Genomic DNA, 16,570 nt, shown 5'->3' with positions numbered 1-16,570 from the left:
TCATCGCCGGTCAACATGGAAATGACCCTATTCTCATCGAAACATCAGGTATCATGAAGAAGCTCAAAAAGAACGCGGCAACCATGGTTGCCGAAGCCCGGGCACGTATCGAGGAAGTCGAAATCGAGGACCTCATTCGCCAGTTGGACGATGACAGTGTCGTCGTTGTCGACATTCGCGATATCCGCGAACGCCAGAGGTCGGGTTTCATTCCAGGCAGTGTCCACGCACCGCGGGGCATGGTTGAATTCTGGGTGGATCCTGAAAGCCCGTACTTCAAGGAGGTTTTCGGTGAAGACAAGAAGTTCGTCTTTCATTGTGCCTCAGGGTGGCGCTCGGCGCTCACTGTCGCGACCTTGCAGGACATGGGATTTGACGCTGCGCATCTGCGCGAAGGCTTTTCCAAATGGGCGGAGAAAGGCGGGCCTGTCGAGATGCCGGACGAGAAGGCATGACCGGCCGCCGGGCCGAATGCCAGGCTCAATTGAGTGATCTGTTCTGAACCTGGGTTTCAAGTAAGCATCATGAAAACGGAGGGCGCCAAGGTCTAATTCATGCTCGTATTGCGGGAATTTTTGAAGGTGATGCCGTTTTGAAGATGGAAATACAATAAAACACATTCGCGACGATCCGAAATTCTATAAGTAAAATAGTTTAGTGAAAACAGCTTCAAAGTAAAAAAGGTCAAGAAAAATTCAAAATAATTTTGCATAAATATCTATTTATCAGTAATTTGTTCTGATGTTTCTGCGATTATCTCGCGCTTGTGAAATAGTCGCAATCGAAATAGATATCCTAGAGTAAGAATTTACTTTACATTCACATATCCCGGATATAACAAAAACTACGTGTGGGGGACGTCCAAACAGAGACGTCCGATGATACCGAACTCCAGTCACCAGCTTCCGCTGACACATCTGTCGGTACAGGCAACGCTGGTTTTAAGGCCCATATTTTTCACTCAGGAAGCACCTTTTCGGACCGGCATCGTCTCCGGCAAGCCTGATCCCGTTTCCCGGCTCTTTGAACCAAGTTCAGCTTACCTCGCGCATGCGGGGGGTGCCCCGCATGGCGCTTCAGCCGTTGCGATGACGGATTGGACCGGCGGTCTCAACACGCACTGTGACCGGAGACGAGAAACCGGGTTCGGCAATGATCGTGACTGGCAAGGCAAAAGATAATGAAAACAAACCCGCCTCGTCCTGGCCTCGGCCCGGCAGCTGACGCACACTCCTGTTTCCCCGCGAACGAACTCAAGCGCTTCTTTGTCGATAGCAGACCAACCCGTCTTGAATACGCCCGGGTGGTTGCAAAAGAGGCATTTTACGAGCTTGGCGTCGACCGCTTGAGTGTGTGGCTGTTTCCTCCGGACAAGGCGAGCCTTGATTGCGTCGTGTGTTATCCGCATGAGACGCTCGGGCAGCTTGCGGAGCGCAAGCTTCACGCCGAAACCTGCCCGGGTTTCCTGGAAGCCGTACTGGTGGAACGTGTTTTCGGTGCAAGCGATGCAGCAAAGGATGAACGGACGTCGGAGCTTGCGGCGGCATGCTGCGCATCGAACCCGGCAGTTTCGATGCTGGTCGCACAAATCAGATCTGCCGTCGAACCCGTCGGCATCGTCTGCGCGGAGACGTTGCAAACACAGCGCGACTGGTCCACCGGGGAAAGTGCATTCATCGCTTCGATCGCGGAGCTTCTCGGCTTTTCCATAGACCGGAAAAACAAGCTCCCGTTCCTGGGCCACGGAGGCCAGGCCAGGAACGGGTTCAAAGAAGCCGTTCAAAGTTCGTTTGTTGCAAACGAACGGTATGATCTTGCCATCAAGGCGGCCTATGACGGTGTCTGGGATCTCGACTACAAAACCGGGCAGGTCTATTTCTCGGAACAGAATTTCGACCTGCTCGGAGAACGCTACGACATTCCACCGACCGAGTTTGAGTGGTGGCAGGAGCGGGTGCATCCGGAAGATATTGACGGCGTTCTGGCGTATTATGCGGAACTTCTCCAAAATGACCGCCCGTATGACGTAACCTATCGCATGCGGCACAGGGATGGGTCCTGGCGCTGGTGGCGTTCGCGCGGCAAAGTCATTCGCAATCCCCACTACGAACCGGTCCGAATAGTTGGAACGAACTCCGATGTAACGGATCTGGTCGAGACCAAGCTTGAACTCGAAAAACGAAATCAGGAACTTCTGCTGGCCAAGAAAAAGGTGGAGCACGCTGCTCTGCACGACAGCCTGACCGGTCTGCCAAATCGACGGTTCATGGAACTGATCTCCGCCAACAAGGCACGCAGCGCGCCCGGCAAGCAGAAGGCTCTCGCGTTTTTGCACATAGATCTCGACAACTTCAAGGAGGTCAACGATCTGCTTGGGCATGCTGCAGGCGACGAGGTGCTGTGCCGGGTGGCGGAATGCCTGCAAGGATTGTCAGTCGAAGGTGACTTCATTGCGCGCAGCGGGGGTGACGAGTTTATTGCGATCCTTGAAGACGAGAGCAATGCCGAAAGATCGATACGTTTCAGCGAGCGGTTCATCGGGAAACTTGAAAACCCCATGATCGTCGAGGGGCGCCCGGTCAACCTGGGAGCAAGCGTCGGTATCGCCTTGTCGGAAGAGCCGATAAACGATGCATCGGATCTGCTGAGAAATGCCGATCAGGCCTTGTACAAGGCAAAACGGGCCGGAAAGAACACCTACAGGGTGTATGACCATCAAATGAGCCTGCAGGCGGCGAACATTCGAAAAACAAAGGAGGAAATCCAGTTTGCCCTGGAAGACGGCGGTTCGTTTGTGCCCTTTTTCCAGGCACAGTTTTATGCCGGCAACCTGGAACTCGCAGGTGCGGAGGCGCTTGTGCGATGGCACCACCCGACGCGGGGAATACTGTCGCCGGGGGACTTTCTGCAATATGCGGAAGAAATGAACTGCGTTGCGGAGATTGACAGGCAGGTGCTCCTGAAATCCCTTGCCACGGTCAACCAGTGGCACGAAACGGGGCTGGCCCTGCCGCGACTTGCAGTCAACGTTTCGTCCGACCGTCTGGCTGATCCCAGTCTTCTGTTTTCTCTCGAGAATTTCGAAGACAACGTCCCCAGCCTGTCGTTCGAATTGATCGAGTCGACGTTCCTTGACGACACCAGCGAGCAGGTCAAGAAAACGCTCAGCCAACTGCAGGATCTGGGTATCGAGATGGAAATCGATGACTTCGGCAGCGGCTACGCCTCCATTGCCAGCCTCGTGAACATCCGTCCCAAGCGTTTGAAGATCGACAAAACCCTTGTCTCGAATGTCGACACAGACACGGCCATGACGAGCCTGGTACAGTCGATCATCGATATCGCGCGAACCCTTGAGGTGGAAGTGATCGCGGAAGGCGCCGAGACCCCGTCGCAGATCAAGACACTTACCGCCATCGGCTGCGACATCCTTCAAGGCTACGGCCTGGCGCGTCCGATGTCGGCCGAGATGTTCTTCAAAACCTTCGCGCACAAACGGCTGCAGCGCGGCACCGGGGAGCGTAATCAGGCGGCCAACGGGACAACGGCACACCAGCCATGAGCACCGGTCAATCCAGCCGGGCTTCCGCCTCTCTGCGCTCGAACACGTAACTTTTTCCCGCGGCCGTGACCTGCCGGATGGTTGTCGGTGCGCCCTGGTCATCCAATTCGACGACGCCAATACCTGATGCGTTCAGGATCCGCCTGCCACCCGGTGTGCCGCGCGGCTTTCTCGGAATAATCCGCATGCCGCGGCGTTTCGTCAGCCAGTTGAGCGGCGACCTGGGTGAGAACGCCAGGCGGTTTCCGCGATCAAGTGCGGCGATCAGCCGGTCCGGCCACTTGTTCTTGATACCGCTGGAGCAGATCTGCCAGATTTTCGGATCCGCCTGCGCCGTGCGATGGCGTGCGGAGTGGCCGTTGCGCAGTTCCACGTCATAAACAAAGGAATAGTGGACGTCACCGGACAGGATCACGAAATGCTCCGGCGTGTCCCGGTGCTGAAAGATGTTCAGGATCGCGCTCGCGGTGCCAGGATGCGCCATCCAGTATTCGGCATCGACCATGAGAGGTTTGCCGATCAGAGTGAAGAATTTCTGGACGACCTCGATCAGCTTGACGCCGAAGATCGGCGCGGCCGAGACCAGCAGGACCGCATCCTGTCCCTTCAGATTTGCCTGCAAGTCGGTTGCCGCCTCCCAGTCGAGCAGCCCGGACGGGTAATGCGCGTTTCTTTCCGATCTCCAGCGCCGCGTGCGGGTATCCAGCGCAATAAGCGGCGGGGTGGTCGGCCAGACAAAGTCCCATTTTTCGTAGCCCAGAATCTTGTCGATCGCGTCCTCATGGACACTCGACCCGGGCTGCGCAAGCGCTTGGCGAAACAGATTTGCAAGGTCTTCACGGATCTGCGACGGACGGTTGCCCCAACCCTGATTGATCCCGTAGGCGATCAGCGCGTTGCCAATGACGCGGCGAGACAAGGGATGTGCATAGGCGGCGTCTTCCCAGGCGAGCGACAGGTTCCAGTCGTCCGTGACGTCGTGGTCGTCGAAGATCATTGCTGTCGGCAAATGGGCCAGCAACCTGCGCACGCTCGGCAGGCCTTGAACAAAATCTCGCAAGGTATCCCGTTCACGCGCATACATGGCGCTGTCGTCTTCGTCCAGGCTTTCCGGCGCGTTGAAGCCGGGCAGGATCTGCCAGGCTGCCGGCGACCAGACCAGGAGATACATGCAGAGCATTTCACCAAGCGTGATCAGATGATTGCGTGCATGCGCCGACGTGAATACGGGCTTGTTGGTGCCTCCGAACAGGACATCGAACACAGTGCTTTTCTGGTCGATTTTCGGCAGCAAGCGGTCGCGGTGATAAAGGCAGCCGCCGGTTTCGCGGAGCTGCGTACCCGATCGCGGCAGGCCCGGGCCGGACCCCTCAAACGTTTCGTCGGGCAGACCGAGAATACCGGCGAGGCACATGATCGCCTGCAGCATCGGACCGGCGACATCGTCAACATAGACCTGATCACCGCTCAGAACGAGCATTTCGGGCAGGGTTTCGGCGGCAGGATTTTCTGCATCCGGCGACGTCAGAATGTCAGCCAGAAGGCGGTCTGCGGCAACAAGACCATCCCCGCATTGGCTGTGAGGCTTGCGGCATGAGCCATGCATGACCGAGGACACCTTGTCGGGAACGCGCAGGAAAGGTGTGTTCCATCCCGGATAACACAGATCCTGCGCCCAGGTCTCATGGTCCTGCCAATCCGCAGACGGCTCGTCGTGAAGTCTCAGGTTGAGCCGGTATCCGACAAGCGTTTCCTTCGGAAGCTCCGTATCGAGGCGGAGATCGATCATCAGGTAATAGAGTTGCTCGCCGGCCTCGAGGCAGGCGAGTTCCGCGGTGCCGGGGGCCATGTCGTAGGTCTGCGCAGGCGCATCCGGCGGAAAGAGTTCCAACCGGATGTCCGCGGGCGCGCGTGCCGCCAGCCAGAAGCACAAACGGCCGGACAAAGTCTTGCGCAAGATCGGTCCCGCCAGGACGGCCGGCACCTGCCGTTCAGCCGAGGTCGCAGATTGCATAAAGGGCGCGGTCCTTCTTCAACACGTCGTTCAGACTTATGTCCGCGACGCTTCCTTTCAAGAGCCAGAAATGTCGCAAATTGTCGTCGTCCGGAGCACCAGGCTCCGAACGACAGATCCGCCGCCACCCGCTCAAGAATAACCAGTCACGGCGACGGACGGCAAAACCGATCAAGCCGGTCGGAATATGCTCTAGCTACCTGTCTTGAAACGTGTCCAGCTTCTGGTCAGCAGGCGCAGCGCTCCATGCGCGCGCGGGAGGTTGGGAAACAGCTTTTCCATGATCTCTGACGGCGGGTAGACATTGGGGTCGTTTCTGACCTCCTCGGCCACCAATTCGAAGGCCGCCCTGTTGCCGTTCGGATAGAAGTACTGGTTGGTTACCTCGGCAATGGCTTCCGGTTCCATCAGGTAGTCGATGAACCTGTGCGCGTTCTCGGGGTTGGGCGCATCAACGGGAATTGAAAGGAAATCGAAGAAGACTTCGGTTCCTTCCCTCGGGATGGCGTAGGCGATTTCGATGCCGTTTCCGGCGTCGAGAGCCCGGGCATGGGCCAGACCGGCGTCACCGCTCCATCCCAGAACCAGACACAAGTCACCGTCGGCCAGACCATTGATGATTGCACCGGTCCTGAAATGCCGGATGTGCGGTCTGACCGACGTCAAAAGAGCTTCCGCCTGCGCCAGTTCAGCAGCATCGCCGGTAAATGGATCAAGACCGAGATAGTTCAGCGCAATTGCGACCACTTCTTCGGGCGAGTCGATCATGGCAATCCCGCAATCGGCGAAGTGGGCTGCAATTTCAGGATCGAACAGTATGTCCAGACTGCCGACCGGCGCGTTTTCCAGGCGCTCGGATACGAGTTTCGGGTTGTAGAGGATGCCCGTTGTGCCCCAGAGATACGGAACGCCGTACGCGTTGCCTTCATCGTGTTTCGCCAGAAACGCCAGGATGTCCGGATCAAGGTTTGCGTAGTTGCCGAATTGCGCCTTGTCGAGCTTCTGGAGCGCACCCGCCTGTATCAGCCTGTTGGCAACAAGGGCGGAGGGAAGAACCAGATCGTATCCGGAACCGCCGGTCAGCAGCTTCGTTTCAAGAAACTCAAGAGAGTCAAACGTATCGTAGACGACCTTTATCCCGGTTCGCGCTTCGAAACCGGAAATGACTTCCGGAGGGATATAGTCTGCCCACGCCGCAATTGTGACGGTCTTTTGCTGTGAAACCGCTGTGCCGAGAGCCGACAGGAACACACAGACTGAAGCGGCCAGGAGCGTGGCCAGCTTGAAGCAAAGGCTATATGGGCGGCAATGTCCGCAGGTGTGGATGGTCACGTCTTTTCCTCAATGATTGAGCCCGACCGCACCGAATTTGCGCGTATGCAAATTTCAGTCACCAGTCGGACCGGTCCGGTCCCACACCTTGCCCTCAGGATGTAGCCGGGTTCTGCGGCCAGGAAAAGGTCTTTTCCGGGTTCCCCTCAAAATCGGGGCAGTGCGACCGGCGGCAGGCCCTGTGGATACAGCCCCGGATCTTGCGCAAAACGACTAACGTGCGCGACCGGCGTCGCGTTAGCCTTACGCAACGAAGTCGTCCAAGCACTGTCTGAAAATTGTGTTTCAGCAGCGAGTTTGACTTGGGCAAGACAACTCGGAGATCCGTTGTTCTTGTCGACACACAGGCAACCCGTCGACGCCGCGCGTGCGCTGGGGTTCAAGAGATTCAAACCCACGAGAACAATTTACCTCGCGTTGTTCATAGCGCTGGGTGGTGCTGTGTTCTATTTTGCCATTGCGAATGCAAAACTGCTGCAGTCTGAGCGCGCGCAACAACATCAGATGATCGAACTGACCAATGCATTCACGAATGCCTATGCGCTTGAGCGCACCGAAAACGGTGCGGTCCCGGCTGCGTTCCGCAGGATCGGCATGGAACAATTCGCCCGCGAAATAGGACAATCTTCCCGTTCGCGGGAAGTTCCCGTTTACATCCGGATGCCCGGGGTGCCGGGGCTGGAACTCCAAACGGTCGAGAAGAACCGGCAGATCCTCGACTATATCAGGGTCATGGCAAATTCCGGCATGCCGCGAGGAAAAGAGGAAATCCAACTCGAGCTGGGGAGGGTGATCGCGCGCAAGATCGTGCCTTCGTTCGCCTCGGAGCAGACGTGCGTTTCATGCCACAACGAAGCGCTGGGATTTCAGGCCTATGCGCGCGGTGACGTTATGGGTGCGTTCGTCATCGAGACGGATCTGACGAAGCCGGTCGTTCAAAACGCCTACTTCGCCTTAGGCGCGTTTTTCGTCATTCTATTCGCAGCCCTGCTTGTTGTCGGGCGTGAGAATCAACGCATGCAAAGTGCGGTCGATGCGTTGCGAGGCCGCGTGGAAGCGGAGAGCTACGCGAATTTCCTTGCCTCTCACGACTCGCTCACGGATTTGCCGAACAGGAAACTGTTTCTGCGGAGGCTGAATGCGGATGTAGCGGCGTTTGACAGGGGCAAATGCGAGAATGTCATTGCCGTTATCATTGATGTCGACGACTTCAAAACGATCAACGATACCCTGGGTCATGACGCCGGTGACGCGGTCTTGAAAAAAATTGGTATCAGCCTGCGCGCCGTGTTGGAACGGTACGGCGGCATCGCCGCCCGGCTTGGAGGTGACGAATTCGCCGGCGTGCTGAAGGTTTGTCCAGGGGGGCTCCTGCCGGAAGATCTCGGGTCTGAGCTGCTGGACGAACTCTGTCTTCCGTTCGGCTTCAAGGGAGCGTCCATTCAACCCGGTGTCTCCATCGGCGTCGCCGGTCTCAATCACCTGCCGGAACCAGGGCCCAGGCAACTGCTGAAAGCCGCCGATATCGCGCTCTACGCAGCGAAGCGGGGGGGCAAAAGGTGTACCAGAATATTCGACAACGAACTGCGCCAAAGGTTCGGGCGGCTGTCGGGTCTCACCTCTGCGCTGCCGGATGCGATTGGCAAAGGCGCTGTCAGCCCGATTCTGCAGCCACAGGTCGACGTTTCGACCCATCAGCTTGTGGGCTTTGAAGCGCTCGCGCGCTGGACCCATGAAGGGCAGGAGATCTCACCTGCCGAATTCATACCCATCGCCGAGGAAATCGGACTGATCGGGCGCCTCGATCTGGCCGTTCTCGAACGCGCGATCGTGCTGGTGCAACGATTGATGGAAACCGCGAACCGTGCGTTCAGGCTTTCGGTCAACGTGAGTGCGAAGGATTTCAAAACGGACGAGTTTGTCGAGCAAATCCAGCGTGTCCTCCACACCAGCAGGTTTGACCCGAACCTGCTTACATTGGAAATCACGGAATCGGTTTTTCTGGAAGACTGGAGCGCAGCCTGTGCTCGGCTGGAATTGTTGCAGAAGATGGGGCTCAAGATCGCGTTGGACGACTTCGGGACAGGATATTCGTCGTTGTCCTACCTCATGCAGTTTTCGTTTGACATCATCAAAATCGACCGCACGTTCCTGCAACGGCTGGACGAGGACCGGGCAAGACTGATCCTGCTCAATCATATTATCAAGCTCGCGACGAATCTTGGTAAGACCGTCGTCGCCGAAGGTGTCGAGCGGCCGGATCAGGCTGTGAAGGTTTCAAAACTGGGCGCACATGTTCTTCAGGGTGCGTTGTTCGGGCTCGATATTGAGCAAGCTCCCGAATTGCTTATGCAGTCAAATCGCAAAGTGGCCGATCACGCCCGCGCGGCACATTGATCGATCGGCGCACAGGCCAATGGTCTGCGGCCTGAAAGGCCGCCGTTTCGGGTTCGCTTCGTCCCGGGCACCGGGCTGTTCCTGTTCGAATACCCCCAGGTCAGGGTCGCCGGTTTTCCGTCTTCGAATCACTGGTCTGTCCGTCATTAATGTCTTGTTAATCTCTGAATTTCGCAATTCGCTCACGCCGGAAGTTAAGTGACTGATTTTAAATGATTAACGTCAGTCTTGGGTGTCGAGAGACATTCGGAAACTGCATAACGCCGCAGTGCTGAAATCCCGTATTAATTGGTCAACGTTTCACGAACTTGGAGAGTGATCTTGTTGGCGGCAGACGGCGCATTATCGCTGAAGGTAGCATCGATCGGAATACCGTTCCGGATCCTGTCACCCAAGCACGGTATTTTCGTCAACGCCGATGCATGTGCGTTTCAAAGCCTGCTCGTGAAAGCCGTGCTTTCAGGTGAGCCGGAAGAGTTTCAGGACAATCTCAGTCACTCCGCGAACCAGGGTGAAGCTGGCCTTGGGCAGGGAGCCGGTTCGGATCCCTGCCAGGAAGCTTCCTCTATCGACAGCCGCTGCAGTTCCGTCTCGCGGGACCGTGTGCGCGAAGACCCGCTTCCGCAGGAGTGCGGCAAGCGTTCCCGGTGGACCGTTCTCCGGGCCGATGAGAAAGGGCTCATTTGGCGCAGACGAAACGCCATGGACTAGATAAAGCGGCGCCTCTGCTCGCAACAAAGGCGCCAAACAGTCAGTTCGCGTTGCAAAAACTGTGATGCGGACTGGCGGCACCGCTCCAATCCATAGATGCGGACGAGCGGTCGACGACTTCCGGTGCGCCGGTCACATGTATCAGCAAGGAGCTACCCCTCGCTGGTTTTCGGTGACTGATCGTGTCGGACGAACCCACCCGCCCAGGAGTAACACGGGGTCTGGCGCAAAAGGTCCCCCACACCTGTTCAGCGCCCGTGCCACCTGGGTGGGTGGCCTTAAAAATATTGGCACATCCTGGTTGTGTTGGCAATACAATATGCTGGTGGAGTGTTGGTGTTGAACGACGGCATTCTCGCAATGCGCACCGCTCTACTTCTCCTTATTTATCAGATGTTTGCCGACTCCGGAGTGCCAGGCACACAAGCCGGCGCGGCGCAGTCCTGCGTGCGTATCCAGTTGCAGTTGTGTCGAAACCATCAAGCGACGCGGAAGAACGCTCATGAATGATCTGGCCACCATTGGAAATGCGGACTCATTCGAACGGGTCGAACTTGCAGCCCTGCAAAACGAAGGGTGCAGTACCGACAATTTCGATCATCATGCGAACCTCTACAAAGGCATCGACGTCAGGCTGATGCAACTCAGCGATGGCAGTTTCAAGGGCCGGCTTGGCCTGGGGCTTTCGGAAAAAATTGCGATCCATTTTTCGATTTGCACACGGTCCGTCGAGCAGCACATGATTGCGGATGCGAACAAGTTCGTGTTTTGCATCGCGCCGTCCGAAGCGTGTTCACATGCCGTTTTCGGAAACGCGAGCTTAAATTCCTCCGTGTTCATTCTGCCACCACGCGGCGAGGCAGTTGCCATCGTGCCGGAAGACGTTCCTCTTGTGACGATGACGGTTGATCGGGACTTCCTGCTGCAGTGCGACAGTCTTCTGCCCGCTGTTGCGGCATGGTTCCAGGCAATCGGTCCTGAAGGCGAAACCATAAATTCGCTGTCATTGGCCAGCCGCTTGCGTACCGATGCGTTTGCAAAGCTGTGCAGCGCACATGGACAGCAAGACACGCAACAACTTCGAACAATGGATCAGCTTTTCGTCTCGAATATTGCAAACTCCCTTTCTCTCGAATGGCTGAAAGAAAAGAGGTTTCTCTCTCCGAAAAGATCGGCCGCGCTACAACGGTTCTTGAAAGCGCGTTGCCTCGTTTGGAAGAACCCGCACAATCTTGCAGGAAATGGCCAGCACGCGATCTTCCAGCTTGGCTCAAAACGGTCCGTGGAACAGGCGTTTGCGGAACGTGTCGACATGGGCCCGCTCTCTTACGCCCGTCTTGTACGTCTGCACAATGCCCGGCGAAAACTGGGTGACACGAGGTTCGCTCGCGAGTCGATCGGAAACATCGCGGCTCAGGAAGGGTTCTGGGAGTGGAGCAGATTCACGTCATACTATGGCAAGCATTTTGGCGAACTTCCTTCACAGACACGAGAAAATGCGGCTCCATCCGACTTGTCTCCGCAGGCCATGGCGGGATGAGCGGTCGCGCTGCAGGGCAGGCCCAGCCGATCCTTCCCGAACGGGGAGAATGATACCCGGAAGCGAGCGCCGATCATCACGAAAAGAGCCTCGTGGATTGAGGAAGCCCGGATCGTTTGCCGGCTAATTTCCAAGGGGATGGATCGGTCGGGAAGCGTCCAAACAGACTGCCTGGAAAGTCATCCGAGATGCGCCGTTCTGCTCTTGATCCGCATCCAGCCACCGCGCTGCGTCCGGACGCATCACGTTTACCCCTTTTTCAGATTTCAACCTGTAGTTTCGTTTCTGTGTGGGGGACGTCCCAAAGACGAGACGTCCAGAAATGTGCAGATACAATCAGCTTCGTTCCGCATCCCGCGTTGCAGGAAGAGAGATGCCGGCCGGCGGCAGCGGGCCTGAGATCACAACGCTGTTCTTCCGGTTCGACGCCGATCCAAAAGCGCAGGCTGAACCTTTCTCCGCTTTGAATTCTGTCCGTTTGCTGATTTTTTTGTCAGGCTGCGACCGCTCACGCGCCGGCTGGCCTGACAGTCTGTCCTTGCCAGGTTGAGCAAAAAAAGTCTCGTCTTTGTCCCGTTTCTTCCCAGGCCGCGGGTCCTCCGCGTTTGCCCCAAAATCGAATCCGGAGCGCTCCATGCAGCAGTTCTTTGAGTCAGAACAGCCAGACAAGATTGTCTTCAAGCGATCTTTGAGCATAGGGGCGAAAATCGTCGGTCTTGTTTCAGTGTGTCTTGCAGGTCTGCTTCTCGTCGCCGGAATCTCGTTGTGGCAGCTTGTCAGCATTGGCGCGCTGATCGACGACGTCGCAAACAGGGATGTTCCGCTGACGAATGCGGTTGCCGGGATAACGGCACATCAACTGGAACAGTCGATCAGCCTGGAGCGGTCACTTCTGGCCGGACTTAATCTCGAGCGTAGCCGGAAAGCCAGGCAGGCGTTCGACGACGCGCGCGCTTCTTTCCTCGCTTACGCTGTTGATGTTGATGAAGAGATTTCCGCTGCCAAGGCGCTGGCCAAAGCAGCTGAATCATCGGCGATCTCCGAAAAATCAAAACGCAAATTCCAGAAAATCCACGTCGCTTTCGATGCCATCGCGGCAAAACACAAGGCGTTCAATGAGACCGCCCTTCGGGCCTACGTCATGATAGACGAAGGCCAATTGGATTCTGCCCTCGACCTGCATGAAGACGTTGAAGCACTAGAAGACGGCCTGAACCTTGCGCTTGAAGACATGGTGGCCGAGCTCGCCGTCTTCACGCTCGAGGCGGCGCAAACAGCGCTGGCCGCCGAACAGCTTGCGGTTCGAAGCATTCTTCTGATTGCGGGTGTCATCTTCGTTGCATCGCTCGGCTCTGCCGTGCTGCTGTGCAAACGGACAATCGTGCATCCGCTAAGCGACGTTGTCGCTGGTATCAAGGCCCTTGTCGATGGTGATTTTTCACGGGAGGTGAGAGTTTACTACCACGACGAAATCGGCGCCGTTGCAACGGCTTATCAGACCTTTCGCGAGACGATGATCCGAACCCGTGAGCTTGAAGAGCAGCAGGTACATGAGCGTGAGAACGAAGCGGCCCGGCAGAAAAATCTTGCCGATGCATCGGGCAGTTTCATTGAGAAGGTCGGTACGATTGTCGAGACCCTGTCGGTCGCGTCGGCTGAACTTGAAGCAACGGCTCAATCCATGTCGAGCATTGCGGAAGAAACCGGCCGTCAGACAACATCCGTCGCAGCGGCAACGGAAGAGGCAACGACCAATGTATCCGCTGTTTCCAGTTCTACAGAAGAGCTTTCAAGTTCAATTGGTGAAATCAGCGCGCGCATTGCCCAGGCCTCGGAGACTTCCGGACATGCGGTTGAAGAGGTTGCCAGAACAGAGGTGCAAATCGATCATCTCGCGCAAACGGCGGAGAAGATCGGCGAAGTCATATCAATGATTTCCAAGATCGCGGGCCAGACGAACTTGCTGGCCTTGAATGCGACGATTGAATCTGCGAGTGCCGGTGATGCGGGCAAGGGTTTCGCGGTGGTGGCCAGCGAAGTCAAGGCTCTGGCAAACGAAACGGCAACGGCGACGGACGGCATTGCCGGTCTGGTGAGGGAGATCCAGGAACAGACGCGGGCGTCGGTCACGTCCGTCAAGGAGATTGGCAGCACGATTTCAACAATCAATGAAACGACGCTTGAGATTGCTGCGGCACTGGATCAGCAAAACACGGCAATGCAGGAAATCGCACAAAACATCACAGAGGCCTCGGGCGGAACCGGTGCCGTATCCGAGACCGTGTCAGGGATCAGCCTTGCTTCGCTGGAAACCGGGGCGGCGGCAAACCAGGTGACCATGCGGGCTGCGGAACTGTCCGGCCAGGCGGCCAAACTGAAGTTTGAGGTCGACGAGTTTCTCGAGGAAATCAGAGTAGCCTGAGCGCATCCGGGCCTATGGCAAGCGCTCATATGCTCCGCCAGCTTCTGCGGGGTTCGAACTTGGTCACTGCCCGCGCGGGCGCTCAGTGACAGGCCCTGTTACCGAGATGCCGGTTCCGAGACGTCCAGTGCCACAATCGGAACCATGGCAAATTCAGGATGCTCCTCCTTGAAACGCTCAAAAGCGCTTTCCCGAGCGCGGTCCTTTTCATGTGCGGTGACGCCAAATACACGTATCGCAGCCAGTTTTTCGGTTCCGTTCTGGCGGATGATGAACCAGAACAGTAGGTGGGCGTCCCGATCCCCTTCGCGCTTGCGCGGCTGGAAAATACAGGTCGAAATTATTTCAACATTGCGCATGAGCGCCGTTCCTTCCGTCTGCGCGACGATTTTTTCCGCAGATGTTTTTCCGTCCTGTTGAAACCCCGGCACCGACTGCAGGTGTGCCGACCAGCGCAATTTTCGCATCTGAAGTGCGTGGCCGGAATAGCAATACGGGTGCGAAAGCTGCTCCTGATCTGAGAGTAATTGGAAGAAATGCATACGGTTATGCGACTTGCGCAACAATCGGTTGCTGCCGGGTTGTATCGCCCGGCGCGAAACACAGACGAGATGATTCGCAAAGGGCAGCGCGGAATGCCCTTGGAACCGTGGGTTCGAACGGGTGCGGGAAACGTGGAACGTTCGGGCTCGAATGGCGCCAGGACAAAGCGGAACGAGGAAATCGGAGACGGTGCGTTTGAAGTGTCGTTTTCCGCTTCTTGTTTTCAATGCGCCCGGACGCATCGCGGGGAGGCGTCCGGGGTTCGGAGGTGCAGGCGCCACTTGGCTGCTTGCAACAATCCGGATGTTGACATCTGTGCCATCGCATCGGGCAACCATCCTTGCCGCCCGGAAAAACGCATTTAGGCGACCTTCAGCCGTCTCATTGCAGCCAGAAGTGTCCGGTGCTTGTTCTTTGGCCGGTAACTGACTGATATTCCAGTCGTATAGGGTGGAAATTCACCCATGACCTCGTATTGCGCCTTCGTTGGGTCGAGAATAGCGTCACTCGAGTTGGCCACCCAATAGTGCGGCACATTGTGCTGATCGACGGCTCGCATCAGCCTGTAGCCGTGCTTCTTGCCTCCCAGGTAGTCCAGCAGTGCGCGCGCTGCGACATAGGATTTGCCGCGTGTCGGGTTGCGTGCCGATGCGAATCTCGCATCCGCGTTCGCGAAGTGAAGGCATTCAACGCACTTCCGAAGCGCGATAACTTCGGTTGCCTGCATTTTTTGCTTGGGGATTTTTCCGTTCATCATTTGAATTTCCAAGAATCATCATCGCCAAACTCCCGTGGCCCGGTCATGGCTTTGGGAATGTCTTGGTATGCAATCACGGATAAATCGGTGGTTGTTAATGCAATTTGCGCAATAATATGTTGAATCCAGCCGTGTCTGCCGAGTGCGGTATCCGGGGCCGGCTGCAGGTGCACCAACGCGTCGTGCACAGCGTGTCACTGCATCAGTGGCCCGGGCGCGTGCCAGGTGAATTGTTCCGATTTTCGGATTGCATTTCACCGATTCTTAAGCGCAGTAGGCTATCCAGAACCCGTGTGGGGGACGTCTGAAACGAAAGACGTCCATCGATGAAGAGTTCCTGTTGTCCGCGCAGGCCCTGGCGTCGCGAAACGGGCAATCGCCATTTGACGGCGCGGCTAATCCATTGCGATCCAGAATCGAACTTCGAGAGGGCTTGCCGGTGTACCGGTGAACCCGACCCCGCGCTTTGTCTTCCATCGACCGAATGGAGTGCTGATCGAGCGGCGCATGATGCCGGCCCGTCGTCACGAAAGGGTCCGATTGCGTCGGCGTTACCGAGCCTAATCCCGAGTGATTTATGCCGGCGGAGGACTGATGCCGGCGGGACTTCAAATCCGGCTCGGGATCTTTGTTCAGCGACTGCGATCTGACCCGTTTCCAAACTTCGAAGGCTGAAACCTGCCTTCGGACCCCTTGTTGAGGAGAGACACCCGTGACCTATGCAAAAGGAATTTACGCCTATTGGGTGATGTGTTTCGGCCTTGCCGTTCTCAAGGCATTCGGCGTCGTGAACATCTCTTTCTGGTGGCTGATCCTGCTTGGTGCCGCACCGCTGCTTTCCTATGTTGTCTTTGCCTTGGCAGCGGTAACTCTGGTGGCTTTCGCCCTGGGCCAGAAATCCAGATCGGGGACGTTGCGCAGGCCGCGCGAGCGCCCATGACACAGGGCAGGAATGCGCGCAAGACACCGATCAGTCGTCTGAACCCCAATCGGTGAACAACCTTTTGGGACTCCACACCTAGGGTACGGACTCATAAATGAAGTCAATTTGGTTTGGATCGCTTTGACCAGCTGCGAGAAGCGAAAGCGCAGGAAATGTGGTTCATTTTCAAGCCTTTCGCGACGCAGCAGATGGCCAAAACGGCCAAATCCGAAGGACGGCAAAATGGCTTCACCCCGTGGCGTCAGCGTGCTTGACCGGGCAAAAAGCCCGCTCCGCACACCCTTCCTGACGGGATTTCGCCATTTCTACCGCCAAATCGGCTTCATTTATGGGTCCATACCCTAGTCCG

General features: G+C 56.7%; 12 protein-coding genes. 8 read left to right on the top strand and 4 right to left on the bottom strand.

Features of this window, described 5'->3' with window-relative positions:
- Positions 1 to 53 precede the first annotated feature (53 nt).
- Entirely contained in the window at positions 54 to 455 is a 402-nt protein-coding gene (locus RBB49_RS04815; RefSeq protein ID WP_306141553.1) for a rhodanese-like domain-containing protein, read from the top strand.
- Between the two features lie 725 nt (positions 456 to 1,180).
- Positions 1,181 to 3,562 carry an EAL domain-containing protein gene (locus RBB49_RS04810; protein WP_306141552.1) on the top strand — a complete coding sequence of 794 codons (2,382 nt, stop codon included), beginning with the start codon at positions 1,181 to 1,183 and terminating at the stop codon, positions 3,560 to 3,562.
- A gap of 7 nt (positions 3,563 to 3,569) precedes the next feature.
- On the opposite strand, the gene RBB49_RS04805 is transcribed toward RBB49_RS04810, so the two are convergent.
- Together RBB49_RS04805 and RBB49_RS04800 are read right to left on the bottom strand one after the other, a co-directional pair.
- A complete protein-coding gene (locus tag RBB49_RS04805; protein WP_306141551.1) occupies positions 3,570 to 5,576 on the bottom strand; it encodes an alkaline phosphatase family protein in 2,007 nt (668 codons plus the stop codon).
- Between the two features lie 192 nt (positions 5,577 to 5,768).
- On the bottom strand, positions 5,769 to 6,908 hold the full coding sequence (locus RBB49_RS04800) for a polyamine ABC transporter substrate-binding protein (protein WP_306141550.1): 1,140 nt from the start codon (positions 6,906 to 6,908) through the stop codon (positions 5,769 to 5,771).
- Positions 6,909 to 7,241: 333 nt separating this feature from the next.
- On the opposite strand from RBB49_RS04800, the gene RBB49_RS04795 reads away from it, so the two are divergent.
- The 4 genes from RBB49_RS04795 to RBB49_RS04780 all read left to right on the top strand — a co-directional run bounded on the left by RBB49_RS04795 (position 7,242) and on the right by RBB49_RS04780 (position 13,978).
- Entirely contained in the window at positions 7,242 to 9,305 is a 2,064-nt protein-coding gene (locus tag RBB49_RS04795; protein WP_306141549.1) for a bifunctional diguanylate cyclase/phosphodiesterase, read from the top strand.
- A 321-nt stretch (positions 9,306 to 9,626) separates the two neighbouring features.
- Positions 9,627 to 10,016, top strand: coding sequence for a hypothetical protein (locus tag RBB49_RS04790; protein ID WP_306141548.1), 390 nt, complete (start codon positions 9,627 to 9,629; stop codon positions 10,014 to 10,016).
- Between the two features lie 502 nt (positions 10,017 to 10,518).
- A complete protein-coding gene (locus RBB49_RS04785) occupies positions 10,519 to 11,556 on the top strand; it encodes a helix-turn-helix domain-containing protein (RefSeq protein WP_306141547.1) in 1,038 nt (345 codons plus the stop codon).
- A gap of 634 nt (positions 11,557 to 12,190) precedes the next feature.
- Positions 12,191 to 13,978, top strand: a complete 1,788-nt coding sequence (locus RBB49_RS04780; protein ID WP_306141546.1) for a methyl-accepting chemotaxis protein — start codon at positions 12,191 to 12,193, stop codon at positions 13,976 to 13,978.
- A 98-nt stretch (positions 13,979 to 14,076) separates the two neighbouring features.
- Here the strand turns inward: RBB49_RS04780 and RBB49_RS04775 are convergent, their stop codons facing one another.
- Together RBB49_RS04775 and RBB49_RS04770 are read right to left on the bottom strand one after the other, a co-directional pair.
- On the bottom strand, positions 14,077 to 14,763 hold the full coding sequence (locus RBB49_RS04775; RefSeq protein ID WP_306141545.1) for a hypothetical protein: 687 nt from the start codon (positions 14,761 to 14,763) through the stop codon (positions 14,077 to 14,079).
- A gap of 119 nt (positions 14,764 to 14,882) precedes the next feature.
- Complete coding sequence (locus RBB49_RS04770; RefSeq protein WP_306141544.1) at positions 14,883 to 15,278, bottom strand: hypothetical protein; 396 nt, start codon at positions 15,276 to 15,278, stop codon at positions 14,883 to 14,885.
- Between the two features lie 712 nt (positions 15,279 to 15,990).
- Here RBB49_RS04770 and RBB49_RS04765 point away from each other — a divergent pair.
- Positions 15,991 to 16,218 carry a hypothetical protein gene (locus RBB49_RS04765; protein ID WP_306141543.1) on the top strand — a complete coding sequence of 76 codons (228 nt, stop codon included), beginning with the start codon at positions 15,991 to 15,993 and terminating at the stop codon, positions 16,216 to 16,218.
- Positions 16,219 to 16,443: 225 nt separating this feature from the next.
- On the top strand, positions 16,444 to 16,566 hold the full coding sequence (locus tag RBB49_RS04760; RefSeq protein ID WP_306141542.1) for a hypothetical protein: 123 nt from the start codon (positions 16,444 to 16,446) through the stop codon (positions 16,564 to 16,566).
- The last annotated feature ends 4 nt before the right edge of the window (positions 16,567 to 16,570 follow it).

Source organism: Roseibium sp. MMSF_3412, assembly GCF_030733265.1.
Taxonomy (GTDB): domain Bacteria; phylum Pseudomonadota; class Alphaproteobacteria; order Rhizobiales; family Stappiaceae; genus Roseibium.
Note: the sequence above shows the minus strand (reverse complement) of the source record. Positions and strands in the feature narration are given on the sequence as shown.

Excerpts from the sequence above, each read along its gene's own strand:
- RBB49_RS04815 (WP_306141553.1), top strand. The coding sequence starts at position 54 with ATGAAGAAGCTCAAAAAGAACGCGGCAACCATGGTTGCCGAAGCCCGG.
- RBB49_RS04810 (WP_306141552.1), top strand. The coding sequence starts at position 1,181 with ATGAAAACAAACCCGCCTCGTCCTGGCCTCGGCCCGGCAGCTGACGCA.
- RBB49_RS04805 (WP_306141551.1), bottom strand. The coding sequence starts at position 5,576 with ATGCAATCTGCGACCTCGGCTGAACGGCAGGTGCCGGCCGTCCTGGCG.
- RBB49_RS04785 (WP_306141547.1), top strand. The coding sequence starts at position 10,519 with ATGAATGATCTGGCCACCATTGGAAATGCGGACTCATTCGAACGGGTC.
- RBB49_RS04780 (WP_306141546.1), top strand. The coding sequence starts at position 12,191 with ATGCAGCAGTTCTTTGAGTCAGAACAGCCAGACAAGATTGTCTTCAAG.
- RBB49_RS04775 (WP_306141545.1), bottom strand. The coding sequence starts at position 14,763 with ATGCGTCCGGGCGCATTGAAAACAAGAAGCGGAAAACGACACTTCAAA.
- RBB49_RS04770 (WP_306141544.1), bottom strand. The coding sequence starts at position 15,278 with ATGATGAACGGAAAAATCCCCAAGCAAAAAATGCAGGCAACCGAAGTT.
- RBB49_RS04760 (WP_306141542.1), top strand. The coding sequence starts at position 16,444 with ATGGCTTCACCCCGTGGCGTCAGCGTGCTTGACCGGGCAAAAAGCCCG.